The following is a 15,050-nucleotide window of genomic DNA, read 5'->3' as shown; positions in this document are numbered from 1 at the left end:
GGGATACTAAAATTAATATAATAAAGCTATATGCGAAGGAGGAAAGATATGGCTATCCAGGTAAAAAGCGAAATAGGAAAGTTAAGACAAGTCATGCTTCACAGACCGGATAAGGAACTTGAGCATCTTGTGCCGGACGATCTGGAACGGCTTCTTTTTGATGATATTCCTTACCTGAAAACAGCGCAGAATGAACATGATCTTTTTGCGGGAATCATGAGAGGACAGGGCGTAGAGGTTGTCTATCTGGAGGATTTGATCGCGGAGGTGTTAAAGGGAAACCAGGAGCTGAAGGATCAGTTTATCAGGCAGTTTATCGAAGAAGGAAATGTCGTAGATGAGCGGATGAGGGATTACCTTTTTGCCTATCTGAATGAAATTCAGGATGCGAAAGAGCTGGTGATGAAGCTGATGTCGGGAGTCAGAGCCGGAGAACTGAAAATCCGGACAAAACGCCCGCTTGTGGATCTGATTAAAACGGACAGTCAGTTTATACTTGATCCGATTCCGAATCTGTATTTTACAAGAGATCCATTCGCATGTATTGGACATGGGGTCAGCTTAAATCGTATGTATTCCCGTACAAGAAGAAGAGAAACACTTTTTGGCAAATATGTGCTGGAGAATCATCCGGATTTTGCAGGACAGACACCTTTCTATTATAAAAGAGAATTTCCTTATGCGATTGAGGGAGGAGATATTCTGAACTTAAGCAATCAGGTTCTGGCAGTCGGTATTTCACAGCGGACAACGGCGGAGGCAATTGAATTGCTGGCACAGAATATATTCGCAGATGAAACCTCGGAGATCGAGACGATTTTAGCGCTTGATATTCCTGCGGTTCGTGCATTTATGCATCTGGATACGGTGTGTACGCAGGTTGATTATGATAAATTTACCATTCATCCGGGAATATTGGGAACGTTGAGAATCTTTGAGATTACGAAAGGTGACAGAAAAGAAGAACTGCAGGTGACAGAGATGAATACTTCTCTGGCAGATATTCTTGCATCACACTTGCATCTGGATTCGGTAACACTGATTCAGTGCGGCGGTAAAGACCGGATCGCATCGGAGCGCGAGCAGTGGAATGACGGATCCAATACCTTATGTATTGAACCGGGAAAGGTAGTTGTATACGACCGGAATTATGTGACAAATCAGATCTTAAGGGATAACGGGGTAATCGTGCTTGAAATGGCAAGCTCAGAACTTTCAAGAGGAAGAGGAGGTCCGCGCTGCATGAGTATGCCGCTTGTAAGAGAAACGATTGGAAATCCTTAGCCGGGATGTGGCAGGGAAGGTATTATATTAAATGAAGAAAAAAGGAGGAGAAAATGATGTCATTTGAAATGCCCAAATATCATCATCCGGATTTTACAAAAGAACAGTTTGTTAACGCTCCGGATGTACAGTATCAAGAAGCTGAAACGGATGGCGTAGCACCGGATAATTATCACAGCACATCCATGTATCCGGAATATTTTAAGATCGACGGAGAGTGGAGACTGGCAGAAGAAAGCCGTATGGATTCGTGTGTCATTCTTTGTGATGACGGACATCTGGCAGTTGTGGAAGCCAGAAATATTAAAAAAGGTGACAAAGTAATCTTAGGCAGAACTGAGAAATGTGAAGATGGAATCTATATGCACTGTCATGGATTTGAAGATGAGGACTCCATTCTGGAAGATCAGTTCGTATTCCGTCAGGGCAGAAGTCGTGAGACATCTTACGCTCGTGATTATGACAGACTTTTTGAACTTCTGAAGCATGAAAGAAAGCATGGAAATGTTATCTGGGTTATGGGTCCGGCATTTGCGTTTGATGCAGATGCAAGGGCTGCTATGAGCGCATTGATAGATGCCGGATACGCAGACGGGCTGATGGCCGGCAATGCGCTTGCAACACATGATCTGGAGGGTGCGCTTCTTCATACTGCACTCGGTCAGGATATTTATACACAGAAGTCCCAGCCAAATGGGCATTATAATCATCTGGATGTATGTAACAAAGTCAGAAGAAGTGGGTCTATTCCGCAGTTTATCAAAGACTATCATCTGGATGACGGTATCATCTGCAGCTGTGTAAGAAACAATGTGCCGATTGTACTGGCAGGATCTATCAGAGATGACGGTCCGCTTCCGGAAGTCATCGGAGATGTATATAAAGCGGCTGATACGATGAGAAGTCTGGTGCGTAAGTCCACGACGGTAATTTGTCTTGCAACGATGCTTCACACGATTGCAACAGGTAATATGACACCATCTTTCCGGGTCATGGATGATGGAACGATACGCCCGGTATATCTGTATACCGTAGATGCGGATGAGTTTGTAGTGAATAAACTGTTAGACCGGGGAAGCCTGAGTGCAACCACTATGGTAACTAATGTGCAGGACTTTATTACACTCGTTGCCAAAGGCCTGGGAGTCATGAAGTAAATTCTCAGATCCCATTTTTCTGCAGTTCGACAGAACGCCGGAAGGTTCCCGGTGTCATCGAACGAAAACGAAGAAAATTACGGGACAGGGTCTTCTCTGTATTGTAACCAACCTCGAGGGCAATGGTAAGAATCGTTTTGTCTGTTTCCAGAAGGAGTTCAGAGGCACGATTGACGCGTATGTAGTGCAGATAATCGTTGAAATTCATTTCCACCTGGAAAAGCAGAATGCGATTCAGTTCTTTTGGCGATATGCCGAATTGTTCACTGACGGTTTTGGGATGGAGAGGTTCTGCGTAGTGTCTGTATATGTATGAGACGATGGAATAGAACACTTTGCGGTCCTTAATATGGCATTTTTCACCGACGGCCTGGTAGGTTTTTCGAAAATCGTTGGCACGCATGCCTACGCGCGCCAAAAAAACTTTGCTGATGTGGGCACTGTCAACAAATCCTAATATTTCAGCAAGTTCTTCCAGCGTAAAATCTGTATACAATAGATAATTAATAGTTTTTCCGATCCTCATTTCATTTAACAGATCGAAAAAAGACAGTCCGGTTTTTTTCTTTATATAAGAACTGACTGCAGACTCGCTCATGTAAAATTTTTGGGACAGCATAGAAAGCGTGATCTTTTCGTTTAAATGTGTGTATAAAAACTGAAATATGTCGCTGGCTTCAATGGAAGAAGAGGATGTCGGCATCGTTCGATTGGCGCGAATAAAGGAAACGATGATTTCGATCAGTTTATTTGTAATAAAAAGGTTGCTCAGGCCATGGGATTCCAGAGCAAAACCGGAGTCGGAAGTATCCATCTGTGACTGAGCCTGAAGTTCCGCTTTGATTTGAAGAAATATGTGCTTCATCTGCTCGTAATCGGAGGTGTCGAGAGAGGAGATGGGAGCTTTGAACATGGACTGGGCGACGGAGAGATGAACGCTGTCCGGGTTGTAAAAAGTCTTGATGATATCATTAATGTTCTCGAAATAATAGGCGACAACGAAAAATTGAAGCGGGGACTTCACCTCTATGATATCCGTAATCTGCCATGGAAGCACGGATACGAGAGTCCCCTTTTTCAGATGATATTCTTTGTCATTTAATAAAAGCGTCCCTTCCCCGTCGTTGATCAGCCATAATCTGGACATGGGGTGTATCAGCGGAGTGGTGGGTGAAGATATCACTTCTGTATCAAAGCCGCATAAGCGGGATTCGTCTTCATTAGAACAGAAAATACTTTGAATCGGTACAAGTTTTGACATTGGTTCGACCTCCGGCAGATTGTTTCTTAGGTAGATTATAAGATATTTAAAATGTATGTGCAACATCATGAGTCTGAAGGAAGCGGCCGGATATGTGGAGGCCGGACAGTTCGCACCCGGAAGTATGCTCCCGAAAGTAGAAGCTGCCATGAAATTCGCACGTACATATCCTGATAAAAAAGCGATTATAACAAGCCTTGATAAAGCGATAGACGCTCTGGAGGGAAGAACCGGTACGGTCATCACATTCTGACAGTATTATCATAAAAAAGAATTTGGGAGGCAAACGGACTGGAACTGCCGTGTTGCCTCCCAGGCTACAGTATCCGGGATCATTGATCGTGGATCCCGATTTCCCCTCTCAACTGAAATGTTTCGATTATCCAATCAAAGAAAATAATACATAAAACAGATGTGCAGATATACCGGCACATAAACCGCCGATTGTGTGGCTGAGAATTGCCTTGCTGGTCAGTTCTGAACATTTCAGACTGTCCATCATAGCAACGTGTGTAGACAGATATCCGCTCCAGCACATACAATTTCAACACCGGATTTTCCCCCTTCCAGCATTGCAGCGCTCCTCTTTTCCATATTCTTTTGCGCTGAAGTAAAGCATGAACCGTACACTTACGATAGAGCCAACTACGGCTCCCAGATTACCGATCAGAGCTGCCGTAATAAAGTTTCCACACTGACAGCTTTTTTCATCAAGGGATTGTTTACAGTTACATTATTTTGTTTTTTGGTCATAGCAATCTCTCCTTAACTTGTCGTTGTACACTTTCCCCAAAACTAAGTGTATAGTTGTTATAACAATACCATATAATATTCTGGGTATTTAATTAATAAATGATATTTTTTGCACAAATATGTTATTCTTTCTATTATTATACAAAAACTATATTGCTATTTTGATCTGAATTGTTATTTTATATACAAATGAATTTATGAAGCGAAAAAAAGGATCTTTGTAATAGGTCAAAATGAATTGATAATATGTAAAAAAAGGATCATAATTACAGTACGAGGATATGACGTATGAGGAGGAACATAGATGTTAAAAGAAAAAATGTTATGGATCTTTTATTCGGATCTTCTGAAGGATGAGTATCGCCAATGCGTGGATGAAGGACGATGTGTAGAATCTTATATGCCGGAGATTGACAGGATACTTGCGATCAGGGATGAAGAAGACCGAAACCGGCAGGCGAAGGAGCTTCTGGCCAGGATGGAAGAGGCGCCGATAAAGGAGGATTTCAGATATCAGGAACCGACAGCCCTTGAAGATATAAGAAACTGCCTGAGCAGCGAAGCAGAGAAAAGCTATGCATACGATGCAGAAGAACTTCAAAACAGAATCACCGGAGCGATCTATGGAAGGGTGATTGCCTGCGTGCTGGGAATGCCGGTAGAAGGCTGGATGCGCGGAAAGATTCATGCTTATCTGAAAGATACCGGTCAGATGCCGCTTCAATATTATATCTCATCGGCCGGGAAGGAGGAAATCCGTCAGAAATACGACCTCAGGGAAATGGATCCCATGACATCCTATGACAGACAGAAGGTATGCTGGTATCAGAATCTGAAGGGAACATTTCCAAACGACGATGATATCAATTATACAATGATCGCTCTCAAATTGCTGGAGCGTTATGGCAGGAATTTCACCAGAGAAGATGTTGCGGAAGCTTGGCTTCTCGGATTTCCGGCTTTTCACGCCTGTACGGCAGAGCGTGCTGCGATTCGCAATCTGATGAACGGAGTATTACCGCCGAAGTCAGCAGTACTGTGCAATCCGTACAGAGAATGGATCGGTGCGCAGATCAGGGGTGATTTCTTTGGATATATCAATCCCGGAAACCCTGGCGAGGCTGCGCGTATGGCATACCTGGACGCATCCGTATCACATGTAAAGAACGGCGTATATGGGGAGATGTATATTGCAGCTTTGATCAGTATGTGCTTTGTGCCGGAGCTTTCCATGAAGGAAAGGATCCGTGTGGCATTGCTGCAGATTCCACCCAGAAGCCGTCTGAAGGAAAGTCTGGATGAGGTATGCCGGTGGAAGGAAGACGGATGGACTTATGAGGCGGTGGCCGATGAAGTACATAAGAGATACCGTGAGGAAGAGATGTATGACTGGTGTCTTACCATACCGAATGCGATGCTGGTAACTGCATGTCTGCTGTGTCATGAAGAGTTTGATGCTGCGATCACGGCTGCGGTACTGGCCGGGTTTGATACTGACTGTAATGGAGCGACCGTCGGCTCAGTGATGGGGGCACTGCATGGATTTGAGGCAATCGATCCGAAATGGTATGAAGCGTTTGACGGAATTGCTCACACCAGTGTGCATGGATATCACGAGATGTCATTAAAGGAGATGGCGGAACGAACCATTATGCAGGTAGAGCGCATGGCGCGTGTATAATATGGAGGGAATTCATGAAGATCTATGATATATCACAGGAAGTATTCGGATGTGAGGTATATCCCGGGGATCCGGCACCGGAAAAGGAGATATTGGCAAGAATAACGGAAGAATCTCCGTGTAATCTGTCGGCATTCCGTATGTGTGCGCATAATGGAACACACGTAGATGCACCGTATCACTTTTTTGAAGATGGAAAAACCATAGATGAACTGGAGCTTAAGCGGTTTGTCGGGTATGCGTATGTGACGGAACAGGAAGGAACCCTGACAGCTGAGGATGCGATCGGGATTCTGGAAAAGGCAAGGGAAGCGGACAGACAATCTGTAAAGAGAATCCTGATCAAAGGTGATGCTGTGGTATCGGCGGAAGCGGCAGATGTATTTGCGGAAGTCGGAATCCTGCTTCTTGGGAATGAATCGCAGACCTTTGGGCCGGCAGATGCCCCGATGGAAGTACACCTGAAGCTTCTGGGGGCGAAGATCGTGCTTCTGGAGGGAATTCGCCTGGATATGGTGTCGGAAGGCGTTTATTTTCTGAATGCTGCTCCACTGAATCTTGGCGGGAGTGACGGAGCTCCGTGCAGAGCAATTCTGATGGAGATCGTGTGATATGTGGACAGAAATGGTATATGTGCAGTCGGTCATAGTTTGTTAATAATTGTGCAATGCGCTGTAAACGCGTTAATACAGTAAAGAAATTTTGGTTAAATTATCACCCTGTATGGGATAATTATATGTAATAACAGGACAATTATATGAAGCGCAGGCGGTCAAATGTATGTATAATTTACTATATAAGTAGCAGGGAAGGAGCTGAACCCTGCAAAAAAGGAGGAGAAAAATATGAAAAAGTTTTTATCAATGCTTCTTGTGACCGCAATGGTAGCTTCCATGTTAGTTGGATGTGGCGGAAAGAAAAGCGAGAGCGGAAGCGATGAGTCTGGGAATGTAACATTGGATATTATCATTTCCCAGTATGGTAACTACACACAGGAATGGTGGAAAGAGTTCGAAGAGACTTTTGAAGCAGCCAATGAGGGAATAGATCTGAATATCGAGATCGTTTCCTGGAATGATATTTATGAAGTTGTCAACACACGTATTTCTACACAGGAGCAGCCGGATATCCTGAACATCAGTGGCTTTGCTGATTATGTAACAGATGATCTGCTGATGCCGGCAGAAGAGTATGTTTCTGACGAATTACAGGCAAACTTCGTTCCTAGCTTCTGGGAATCCAATGCAATTGACGGAACTGTATGGGCGCTTCCGATTCTGGCATCCTGCCGTGCGCTGTTCTGCAATATGGACCTGTTAAATGAAGCTGGTATTGAGTCTGTTCCGGAGACATGGGACGATGTTCTTACAGCATGTCAGGCAATCAAAGACACATATGGTGATGAGATTGTTCCTTGGGGACTTGATATTTCTACAGACGAAGGTCAGGCTGCATTCGCTTACTACGCATGGAACTTTGGCGGCGGATTTGTAGATGACAATGGTGACTGGGCTCTGAATTCAGCTGAGAACGTAGAAGCAGTTGAGTACATCCAGAATCTCATTGATTCCGGATATTGCAACTCCGCACCGTTTACAGATACACGTTATCCATTACAGGATGCGTTCAGTGCAGGAACTCTGGCTATGATGATTGGACCTATGAACATGGTTGCTGCAGATTCTACAGTAAATTATGAAGCAGCAGATATCCCGGGTGAGCATGTTGCACTTGGTGTATGTGACCAGTTGATGGTATTCAAGGATGAAGAAGCCGGTGATGCACGTACAGAAGCAATCACAAAATTCTTTGATGCATTCTATGAAGTAGAGACATATTCCGATTACATGGTATATGAAGGATTCTTACCTGCAACACAGGATGCTTCTGCTAACCTTGCTGAGAATGCAGAGAAATATATTGTTGGCGGAACAGAAGATACAGCAGGAAACAGCGAATATTTCGCAACATTCTGTGCAGTTCTTCCAAACTGCAAGTTCTATCCAATGCAGAAGACAGAGTGGATGGATGTAAGAAATGGTGTTATTGATGTAGAACAGCAGGTATGCAGTGGCACCACAGATGCTCAGACCGCTTTAGATAATCTTCAGGCTGAGGTTGCTGAGTAATTCTAATTCGGTTATCATATGGTATGTCAGAGTTAATTGCGAGGGCCGGGCATAAGCGGCCCTCGTTTTTTAAGAAATATGAATGAAGAGGAGGCGCTATAGTGAGTAAAAAGAACAAAGCGTTGTCGGTAGTTCAGCCGTATATCTGGCTGCTGCCAAGTGTACTCCTGATGGTGACCATGATCGTAGTTCCAATCATTTCTGTATTCAAAATATCGTTTTCTGAAGTGGGACGAAGCGGTCTGATCAAAGGATTCAATGGTATTGAGAATTATGTGGAAGTATTTAAGCAACCTGCGTTCTGGACGACGCTGCGGAATACTTTCGTGTGGACGATCGCAGTTGTTGGTCTGTCAACCGTGATTGGTTTTATTCTCGCAATGGTCCTGAATCAGGAATTTTTTGGACGAAAGATCGTCCGTGCAGTTGTGATCTTTCCGTGGGCAACCGCACTTGTCATTCAGTCTGTAATCTGGAAATATATCGTGAATGCGGATTATGGTTCTCTGAATGTCCTCCTGAAAAAACTGGGGATTATTGACAGTTTTGTGAACTGGACGGGAACCGCGCAGAGTATGTTTGCGTGGGAATGCTGGGTAGGTATTTTCGTAACATTTCCATTTGTAACATTCTGTGTCTTATCCGGACTTCAGGGAATTGATGCGGCATTGTATGAGTCTGCGGCGGTAGATGGTGCAGGCTTCTGGAGCAAGCTCTTTAAGATTACGCTGCCATTGGTTCGCCCGAGTCTTACGGTATCTACAGTGCTGAATATTATCTATGTGTTTAATTCCTTCCCGATCGTATGGACGATTTCCAAAGGTGCACCTGCAGATCAGACACATACGCTGGTTACATATCTGTACAAGTTATCATTCACAGAAGGAAAGAGCGGACAGGCAGCCGCTGTATCTGTGATCGGATTCGTGATTCTGGCGATCCTTGCAAGTATCTATATGATCATGTCACTGCGCGGAGAGGGGGAAGATTAAGATGGCAGCAAAAAGAAAAGGCTGGCAGAAAGTTGCCTTATATGTATTCGTGATATTTCTGTGTATCGTAATATTATATCCTTACTTCGTGATGTTCATTACGGCACTTAAGGACAAGAGTGAGATGTACGCGATTGACCTTATTCTTCCGGAAGTATGGAGATGGTCAAACTTTGCTGAGATCTGGGACGCGGCTCCGGTACTTCAGTACTTTATCAACTCTATGCTGATTGCCGGAGGAGCAACGATTCTTGCAATTCTGTGTGGAATTCCGGCAGCATATGCGCTGTCACGTATGAAATTCAAAGGAAAAGGAATCTTCATGGGTGCAGTGATTATGAGTCAGATGTTTTCACCGGTCGTTCTTCTGGTTGGTATCTATAAGATGATGGTAAATATCAGCCTGAATAATTCTATTCTGGGTCTGATTCTTTTGAATGCTGCATTTAATCAGGCATTTGCAATCTGGCTGCTGCGCGGTACGTTCGTATCCATCTCTCCGGAAATGGAACAGGCGGCGAAGATTGACGGATGCGGTACGGTAAAGGCGCTGATCAAGGTTCTGCTTCCGGTAGCGGCTCCGGGTATCATTACCACCCTGATCTTTGTGTTTATCAACTCCTGGAATGAATACACGATCGCTCTGACACTGATTTCCACGGATGCGTTTAAACCGATTACGGTTGGTATTAACGTATTCTATGGTTTCAACTTCATACAGTGGCAGTATCTGTTCGCTACTTCCCTGTGTGCGACGATTCCGGTTGTTGTACTGTTCCTGCTGATCGAAAAACATCTGGTAGCAGGCCTGACCTCCGGAGGAGTGAAAGGTTAATATATCACATACAAAAGGAATTATTGCAATCTGTATTACAATAATTCCTTTGTGTGTGTTATGACGGATTACTCTTCTGAATGACTGGTATTAAAGTATTTGGTTGAGGAACTGTATTCAGAAGGAGACATACGTGTATATTTTTTAAATTGCAAAGAAAAATACTGGTAAGAGGAATAGTTTAGAATATTTGCAATCTGTGAAAATGTATACTGCCCTTCCCGGATCAGTTGTTTGGCTGTCTCGATCTTCATACGGGAAAAGAATTCGATGACGCCGCAGCCTTTGTGCTGGTGGAAGAGCTGCTGCAATTGTGTCCGGCTGATGATATTGTCACGGCAGATGTCTGCAACCGTCAGATTATCGTAGACATGATTGGACAGGTAGAGAATGACCTGCTCCAGCAGTTTTTTATTGTTTCGCTTTGTACGTGTGACTGCACCTGTAGGGAAACGCTGTACATCGGTGTCGTGCGCGCAGCGTCGGAGCAGATTCAGAAGAAGCAGTTCCAGGGAAGCCTTAATGATCTGTTCACTTCCAAAAGGTGTATTGGAGAATCGCCGGAGTCTGGAGACGTAAGGGTGATTCAGCGGCGTGTAAAATGTTCGTTTGGCTTCTGTGATGATCTGGCTGAGATATTGCGTCTCGAGAGAATTTGCACGAAGAACCCTGTCTTCAAAAAAACTCATGCATGGGGCGGAGCAATCAAAAGATACCACAATGAGATTGGGCGCACTTTTTTTGATGGAGCGCAGAGCATGGAATTCGTTTGGCTTGTGAAACACGATCTCGCCGCTCTCAAGCGGGAATTTCTTATTGCCTGCCGTAACCTCGATGACACCGGAATCCACAAACAGAATTTCCCAGAAGTTGTGGGCTTCTCCTTCGAATACAAAGTCACGGGAATACTCAAAATAATGAATGGAATAGATGTTGGTAATGTTAATTTCCTGTTTGAGAATAATACTCTGATATTCTTTTGACTGGATAGACATTTCTTCTGCCATTTATTCAAAACCCCCTTTTGCCACTGCCTTGATTGAAGAAGCATATTCTGAAGGTGTCATACCGGATACTTTTTTAAACTGCCGTGAAAAGTAGTGAATGGAAGAATATCCCAGATACTGGGATATCTGTGTAAAATTCATATGTTCTGTGCGGATCATTTGCTTGGCCGCATCAATCTTCATTTCTGAAAAATATTCAATCACACCTCTTTGTGCCTTATCATGAAATAGTTTCTGAAGCTGGGAACGGCCGATCAGGTTGTCGCGGCAGATCTGCTCCAGCGAGACATGTTGGCTTAAGTGCTGCTCGAGGTAGCAGATTACCCGGTTGAATACTTCGCTGTCATTGTGGCTCCTGGTCGTCTTCGGAAGCTGCCTGGGAATTCGTTTTTCCAGGAGTTCGGGGGAGGAAAGTCGTCTGACAATATGGATCAGAAAATGTTCCAGAAGAATCTGGAGCATCTGCTCCGCACCGAAGACTTCCGGTTCTTTTTTTGTCATGTGAGTAAGATAGGGATCATCCAGGCGGATAGAGAAACAGTGCCGGGCTTCCGTGATTATCTCCGCAAGGAGTCCACGCTCTGCCTCATCAATGTGAAAACACCTGTTTTCGAAAAAATTCATTGCAGAGCTGCAAGAGGAGAAAGATACCACGATCAGATTCGGAGCAATTGTTCCGGTTGCTTCTACCGTATGAAACTCATTGGGCTTATGAAATATAATGTCGCCCTTTTTCAGAGTTGTGCGCGTGGAATCAGCGGTAACATGAATTTCCCCTTTGTCAACATAAAGAAATTCCCAGAAATCATGGGCTTCTCCTGCAAATGAAAAGGTGCTCATGTATTCAAAATAATGGACAGTATATAATTCATCAATGCTGATGGAATTTTCCAGGTGTACACCGATGTATGCCATAGGTCCTCCTTTTTTGTTTCATTTGTATTATTTGAACATAATATTTGTACTATTATATCATAAGTGAAGAAAGTGCACAATAAATCCATGCAGATAATGCAAAAGATTGCCTCTTTTTTTCCATGTTTTTCAGTGCTATACTAAAAAGCGACAATGAATGATATTTGGTGAATCAGAGGCGACATATGAAAAGTTTGTTGATTATTTTGGGGATTATTGTGATACTTTTGGTGGGATATCTGTATATGATCTGTCCGAGGCTCTTTCGCAGACCGGATATTTCCGGGTTCCTAGGGACGCATTATGCGCATAGAGGGCTGTTTGACAATCGGACAAATGCCCCGGAAAACTCGATCAATGCAATTCAAAAAGCAGTAGAAGCAGGATATGGAATTGAATTTGATGTTCAGCTTACAAAAGATAACGTCCCGGTAGTTTTTCATGACGCATCTCTGAAAAGAATGTGTGGAGTGGAAGGCAATATCTGGGATTATACGTGGCAGGAACTGCGGAAATTCAAGCTCGCCGATTCGGATCAGACCATTCCGACTCTGGAAAAGGTACTCCGTGTGATTGGTGGGAAAGTTCCGCTGATTATCGAGTATAAGATGGATCGCGCGGATACGGTCATTTGCAAGATTGGGAACCGGATTCTGGAACGGTATCAGGGGAAGTATTGTATAGAATCGTTTCACCCGTTTGCACTCCGGTGGTATCGCAAAAACCGGCCGGATATTGTGAGAGGTCAGTTGAGTGAAGATTTTGCAAAGGGCGGAGAGAAGAATCCGCTGCTGATTATAATGACATATCTGCTTACGAATTTTCTTACGCGGCCGGATTTTGTCGCTTACCGCCACAGAGATGCGGGGAATCTTTCACGCCGTATCTGTCGGAAACTGGGAGCTTTGGCCGTTGCATGGACGGTGAAGAATCAGGAGCAATACGAACGTGCCAGAACACAGTTTGACTTGTTCATATTCGACAGCTTTCTGCTGCGGTAATCTTTTCGGGAAGGATAGACAATTATAGGCTTTACTCTGTATTGACTTGAATTTGGGAATGTTTAATAGTATAATTTTTGTGAAATATTTCAGGAAGTAAAAGAACACTTTCGTAATGAGGAGGAATCTGATATGGTTACTTGGAACAATTTGGATACACTTGCTTCATATAAGGAGCTGCAGGCTGTGGAGCAGGTTCATCTTGCCGAGGCAATGTCCGGAGAAAATGGTGCGGAGCGTGTAAAAAAATACAGCGTACCGATGGCAGAAGGTCTTGCATATAATTATGGGGCAAAGCAGGTGGATGACAATATCCTGAACGTCCTTGCGAAATTGGCGGAGGAAGCGCAGCTTACAGAAAAGTACGAAGCTCTGTATAACGGTGAGATGATCAATACCGGAGAGAAACGTCTGGTGCTTCATCAGCTGACCCGTGGGCAGCTGGGAGAACCGGTTGTGGCAGACGGTGTTGATAAACGTGCTTTCTATGTGGAGCAGCAGACAAAGATTGCAGAATTTGCCAATAAAGTACATGCCGGTGAGATTACCAATGCATCCGGCGAAAAGTTTACAACGGTTGTTCAGATCGGTATCGGCGGAAGTGACCTCGGACCTCGTGCGATATATATAGCGCTTGAAAACTGGGCAAAAGTTAATGATACATTGAAGATGAAGGCAGAATTCATCAGCAACGTTGACCCGGATGATGCATCTGGAGTTTTAAGCAAGATTGATGTTGCACATTCTATCTTTGTACTGGTATCAAAGTCCGGTACAACGCTTGAGACACTGACGAATGAATCTTTTGTGAAGGATGCGCTGGAAAAAGCGGGACTGGATCCGTCAAAGCATATGATCGCAGTTACCAGTGAGACTTCTCCTCTGGCAAAGAGCGATGATTATCTTGCTGCATTCTTTATGGATGATTATATCGGCGGACGTTATTCTTCTTCGTCTGCAGTAGGAGGAGCCGTACTTTCACTTGCGTTCGGTCCGGAAGTTTTTGCACAGTTCCTTGCAGGTGCAGCGGCAGAAGATGAACTTGCAAAGGAGAAAGATCTGTTAAAGAACCCGGCAATGCTGGATGCACTGATCGGTGTATATGAACGTAATGTACTTGGATATCTGGATACTGCCGTGCTTCCGTATTCTCAGGCACTGAGCCGTTTCCCGGCACATCTGCAGCAGCTGGATATGGAATCCAACGGAAAGTCTGTGAATCGCTTCGGTGAGCCTGTGAATTATTCAACAGGTCCGGTCATTTTCGGAGAACCGGGAACGAACGGACAGCATTCTTTCTATCAGTTACTGCATCAGGGAACCGATATTATTCCACTTCAGTTTGTGGGATTTAAGAACAACCAGATGGAGAAAGACGTTGTAATTCAGGGCAGCACAAGTCAGCAGAAGCTGTGTGCAAACGTGGCAGCACAGATCGTGGCATTTGCATGCGGAAAAGATGACGAGAACCGCAATAAGAAGTTTGAAGGCGGACGCCCGTCCAGTATCATCATCGGAGAGAAGCTGACTCCGGAAGCGCTGGGAGCACTCCTGTCACACTTTGAGAATAAAGTCATGTTCCAGGGATTCGTATGGAACCTGAACAGTTTTGACCAGGAAGGCGTACAGCTTGGAAAAGTACTTGCAAAACGCGTACTTGCGCATGAGACAGACGGGGCGCTGAAGGTATACAGCGATCTGTTGAATATATAATTTACAGAAAAGGGATCTGAGATTGTAAGATCAGTCGTATAAGCAGGGTGCATGCTGTGGCATGTGCCCTGTAACTGGTTTTGAATGGATAAAACATTGATAATCGGATAAAAATATAATAAAATATGGATAAACATGCGGTTTCGTGAATACATCAGCTTTTTAGATCCTGGCAATTGTCTGTAAACAGAAAAGAAGGTAGTGTCAAATAAGTTATGAAAAAACAGAGCCAATAAAATAAGGCTCAAATGAACCTTGATAATTGCAGATATTTATTCTAATAAGCTCTCCGAGGGCTTAGGGCGCTGCCCTAAGAACCTGC

At 44.1% G+C, this 15,050-nt stretch carries 14 protein-coding genes; 10 read left to right on the top strand and 4 right to left on the bottom strand.

Annotation, left to right across the window (positions count from 1 at the left end; all coding sequences use genetic code 11):
* Positions 1-48 precede the first annotated feature (48 nt).
* On the top strand, positions 49-1,284 hold the full coding sequence (gene arcA / locus JQM82_RS10535) for an arginine deiminase (protein ID WP_235250280.1): 1,236 nt from the start codon (positions 49-51) through the stop codon (positions 1,282-1,284).
* A 56-nt stretch (positions 1,285-1,340) separates the two neighbouring features.
* Complete coding sequence (locus tag JQM82_RS10530; protein ID WP_235250281.1) at positions 1,341-2,441, top strand: hypothetical protein; 1,101 nt, start codon at positions 1,341-1,343, stop codon at positions 2,439-2,441.
* 4 nt (positions 2,442-2,445) lie between these two features.
* On the opposite strand, the gene JQM82_RS10525 is transcribed toward JQM82_RS10530, so the two are convergent.
* Positions 2,446-3,702, bottom strand: a complete 1,257-nt coding sequence (locus JQM82_RS10525) for an AraC family transcriptional regulator (protein WP_235250279.1) — start codon at positions 3,700-3,702, stop codon at positions 2,446-2,448.
* A 67-nt stretch (positions 3,703-3,769) separates the two neighbouring features.
* On the opposite strand from JQM82_RS10525, the gene JQM82_RS10520 reads away from it, so the two are divergent.
* Complete coding sequence (locus JQM82_RS10520) at positions 3,770-3,955, top strand: hypothetical protein (RefSeq protein ID WP_331472874.1); 186 nt, start codon at positions 3,770-3,772, stop codon at positions 3,953-3,955.
* A gap of 126 nt (positions 3,956-4,081) precedes the next feature.
* Here JQM82_RS10520 and JQM82_RS10515 read toward each other — a convergent pair whose 3' ends face one another.
* Positions 4,082-4,240, bottom strand: a complete 159-nt coding sequence (locus JQM82_RS10515) for a hypothetical protein (protein WP_235250278.1) — start codon at positions 4,238-4,240, stop codon at positions 4,082-4,084.
* A 519-nt stretch (positions 4,241-4,759) separates the two neighbouring features.
* On the opposite strand from JQM82_RS10515, the gene JQM82_RS10510 reads away from it, so the two are divergent.
* The 5 genes from JQM82_RS10510 to JQM82_RS10490 all read left to right on the top strand — a co-directional run bounded on the left by JQM82_RS10510 (position 4,760) and on the right by JQM82_RS10490 (position 10,092).
* On the top strand, positions 4,760-6,136 hold the full coding sequence (locus tag JQM82_RS10510; protein WP_235250276.1) for an ADP-ribosylglycohydrolase family protein: 1,377 nt from the start codon (positions 4,760-4,762) through the stop codon (positions 6,134-6,136).
* A gap of 14 nt (positions 6,137-6,150) precedes the next feature.
* Complete coding sequence (locus JQM82_RS10505) at positions 6,151-6,747, top strand: cyclase family protein (RefSeq protein WP_235250275.1); 597 nt, start codon at positions 6,151-6,153, stop codon at positions 6,745-6,747.
* 234 nt (positions 6,748-6,981) lie between these two features.
* A complete protein-coding gene (locus JQM82_RS10500) occupies positions 6,982-8,265 on the top strand; it encodes an ABC transporter substrate-binding protein (RefSeq protein ID WP_235250274.1) in 1,284 nt (427 codons plus the stop codon).
* Between the two features lie 101 nt (positions 8,266-8,366).
* Positions 8,367-9,257 carry a carbohydrate ABC transporter permease gene (locus JQM82_RS10495; protein ID WP_235250273.1) on the top strand — a complete coding sequence of 297 codons (891 nt, stop codon included), beginning with the start codon at positions 8,367-8,369 and terminating at the stop codon, positions 9,255-9,257.
* Position 9,258: 1 nt separating this feature from the next.
* Positions 9,259-10,092 (top strand): carbohydrate ABC transporter permease, encoded by an 834-nt coding sequence (locus JQM82_RS10490; protein ID WP_235250272.1) that lies wholly within the window; start codon positions 9,259-9,261, stop codon positions 10,090-10,092.
* A 68-nt stretch (positions 10,093-10,160) separates the two neighbouring features.
* Here the strand turns inward: JQM82_RS10490 and JQM82_RS10485 are convergent, their stop codons facing one another.
* Both JQM82_RS10485 and JQM82_RS10480 read right to left on the bottom strand, forming a co-directional pair.
* Positions 10,161-11,099 (bottom strand): AraC family transcriptional regulator, encoded by a 939-nt coding sequence (locus JQM82_RS10485; RefSeq protein ID WP_235250271.1) that lies wholly within the window; start codon positions 11,097-11,099, stop codon positions 10,161-10,163.
* The gene (locus tag JQM82_RS10480; protein ID WP_235250270.1) at positions 11,100-12,014 is read right to left on the bottom strand and encodes an AraC family transcriptional regulator; all 915 of its coding nucleotides are present in this window, start codon (positions 12,012-12,014) and stop codon (positions 11,100-11,102) included.
* Between the two features lie 185 nt (positions 12,015-12,199).
* Here JQM82_RS10480 and JQM82_RS10475 point away from each other — a divergent pair, with 185 nt between their 5' ends.
* Both JQM82_RS10475 and JQM82_RS10470 read left to right on the top strand, forming a co-directional pair.
* Positions 12,200-13,015 (top strand): glycerophosphodiester phosphodiesterase family protein, encoded by an 816-nt coding sequence (locus JQM82_RS10475; RefSeq protein ID WP_235250269.1) that lies wholly within the window; start codon positions 12,200-12,202, stop codon positions 13,013-13,015.
* Positions 13,016-13,147: 132 nt separating this feature from the next.
* Positions 13,148-14,728, top strand: a complete 1,581-nt coding sequence (locus JQM82_RS10470) for a glucose-6-phosphate isomerase (RefSeq protein ID WP_235250268.1) — start codon at positions 13,148-13,150, stop codon at positions 14,726-14,728.
* The last annotated feature ends 322 nt before the right edge of the window (positions 14,729-15,050 follow it).

It is taken from the genome of Faecalicatena contorta (genome assembly GCF_021531995.1).
GTDB classification, from domain to species: Bacteria; Bacillota; Clostridia; order Lachnospirales; family Lachnospiraceae; genus Dorea_A; species Dorea_A contorta_A.
The sequence above is the reverse complement of the archived record's forward strand: the minus strand, read 5'-3'. Positions and strand labels throughout refer to the sequence as shown.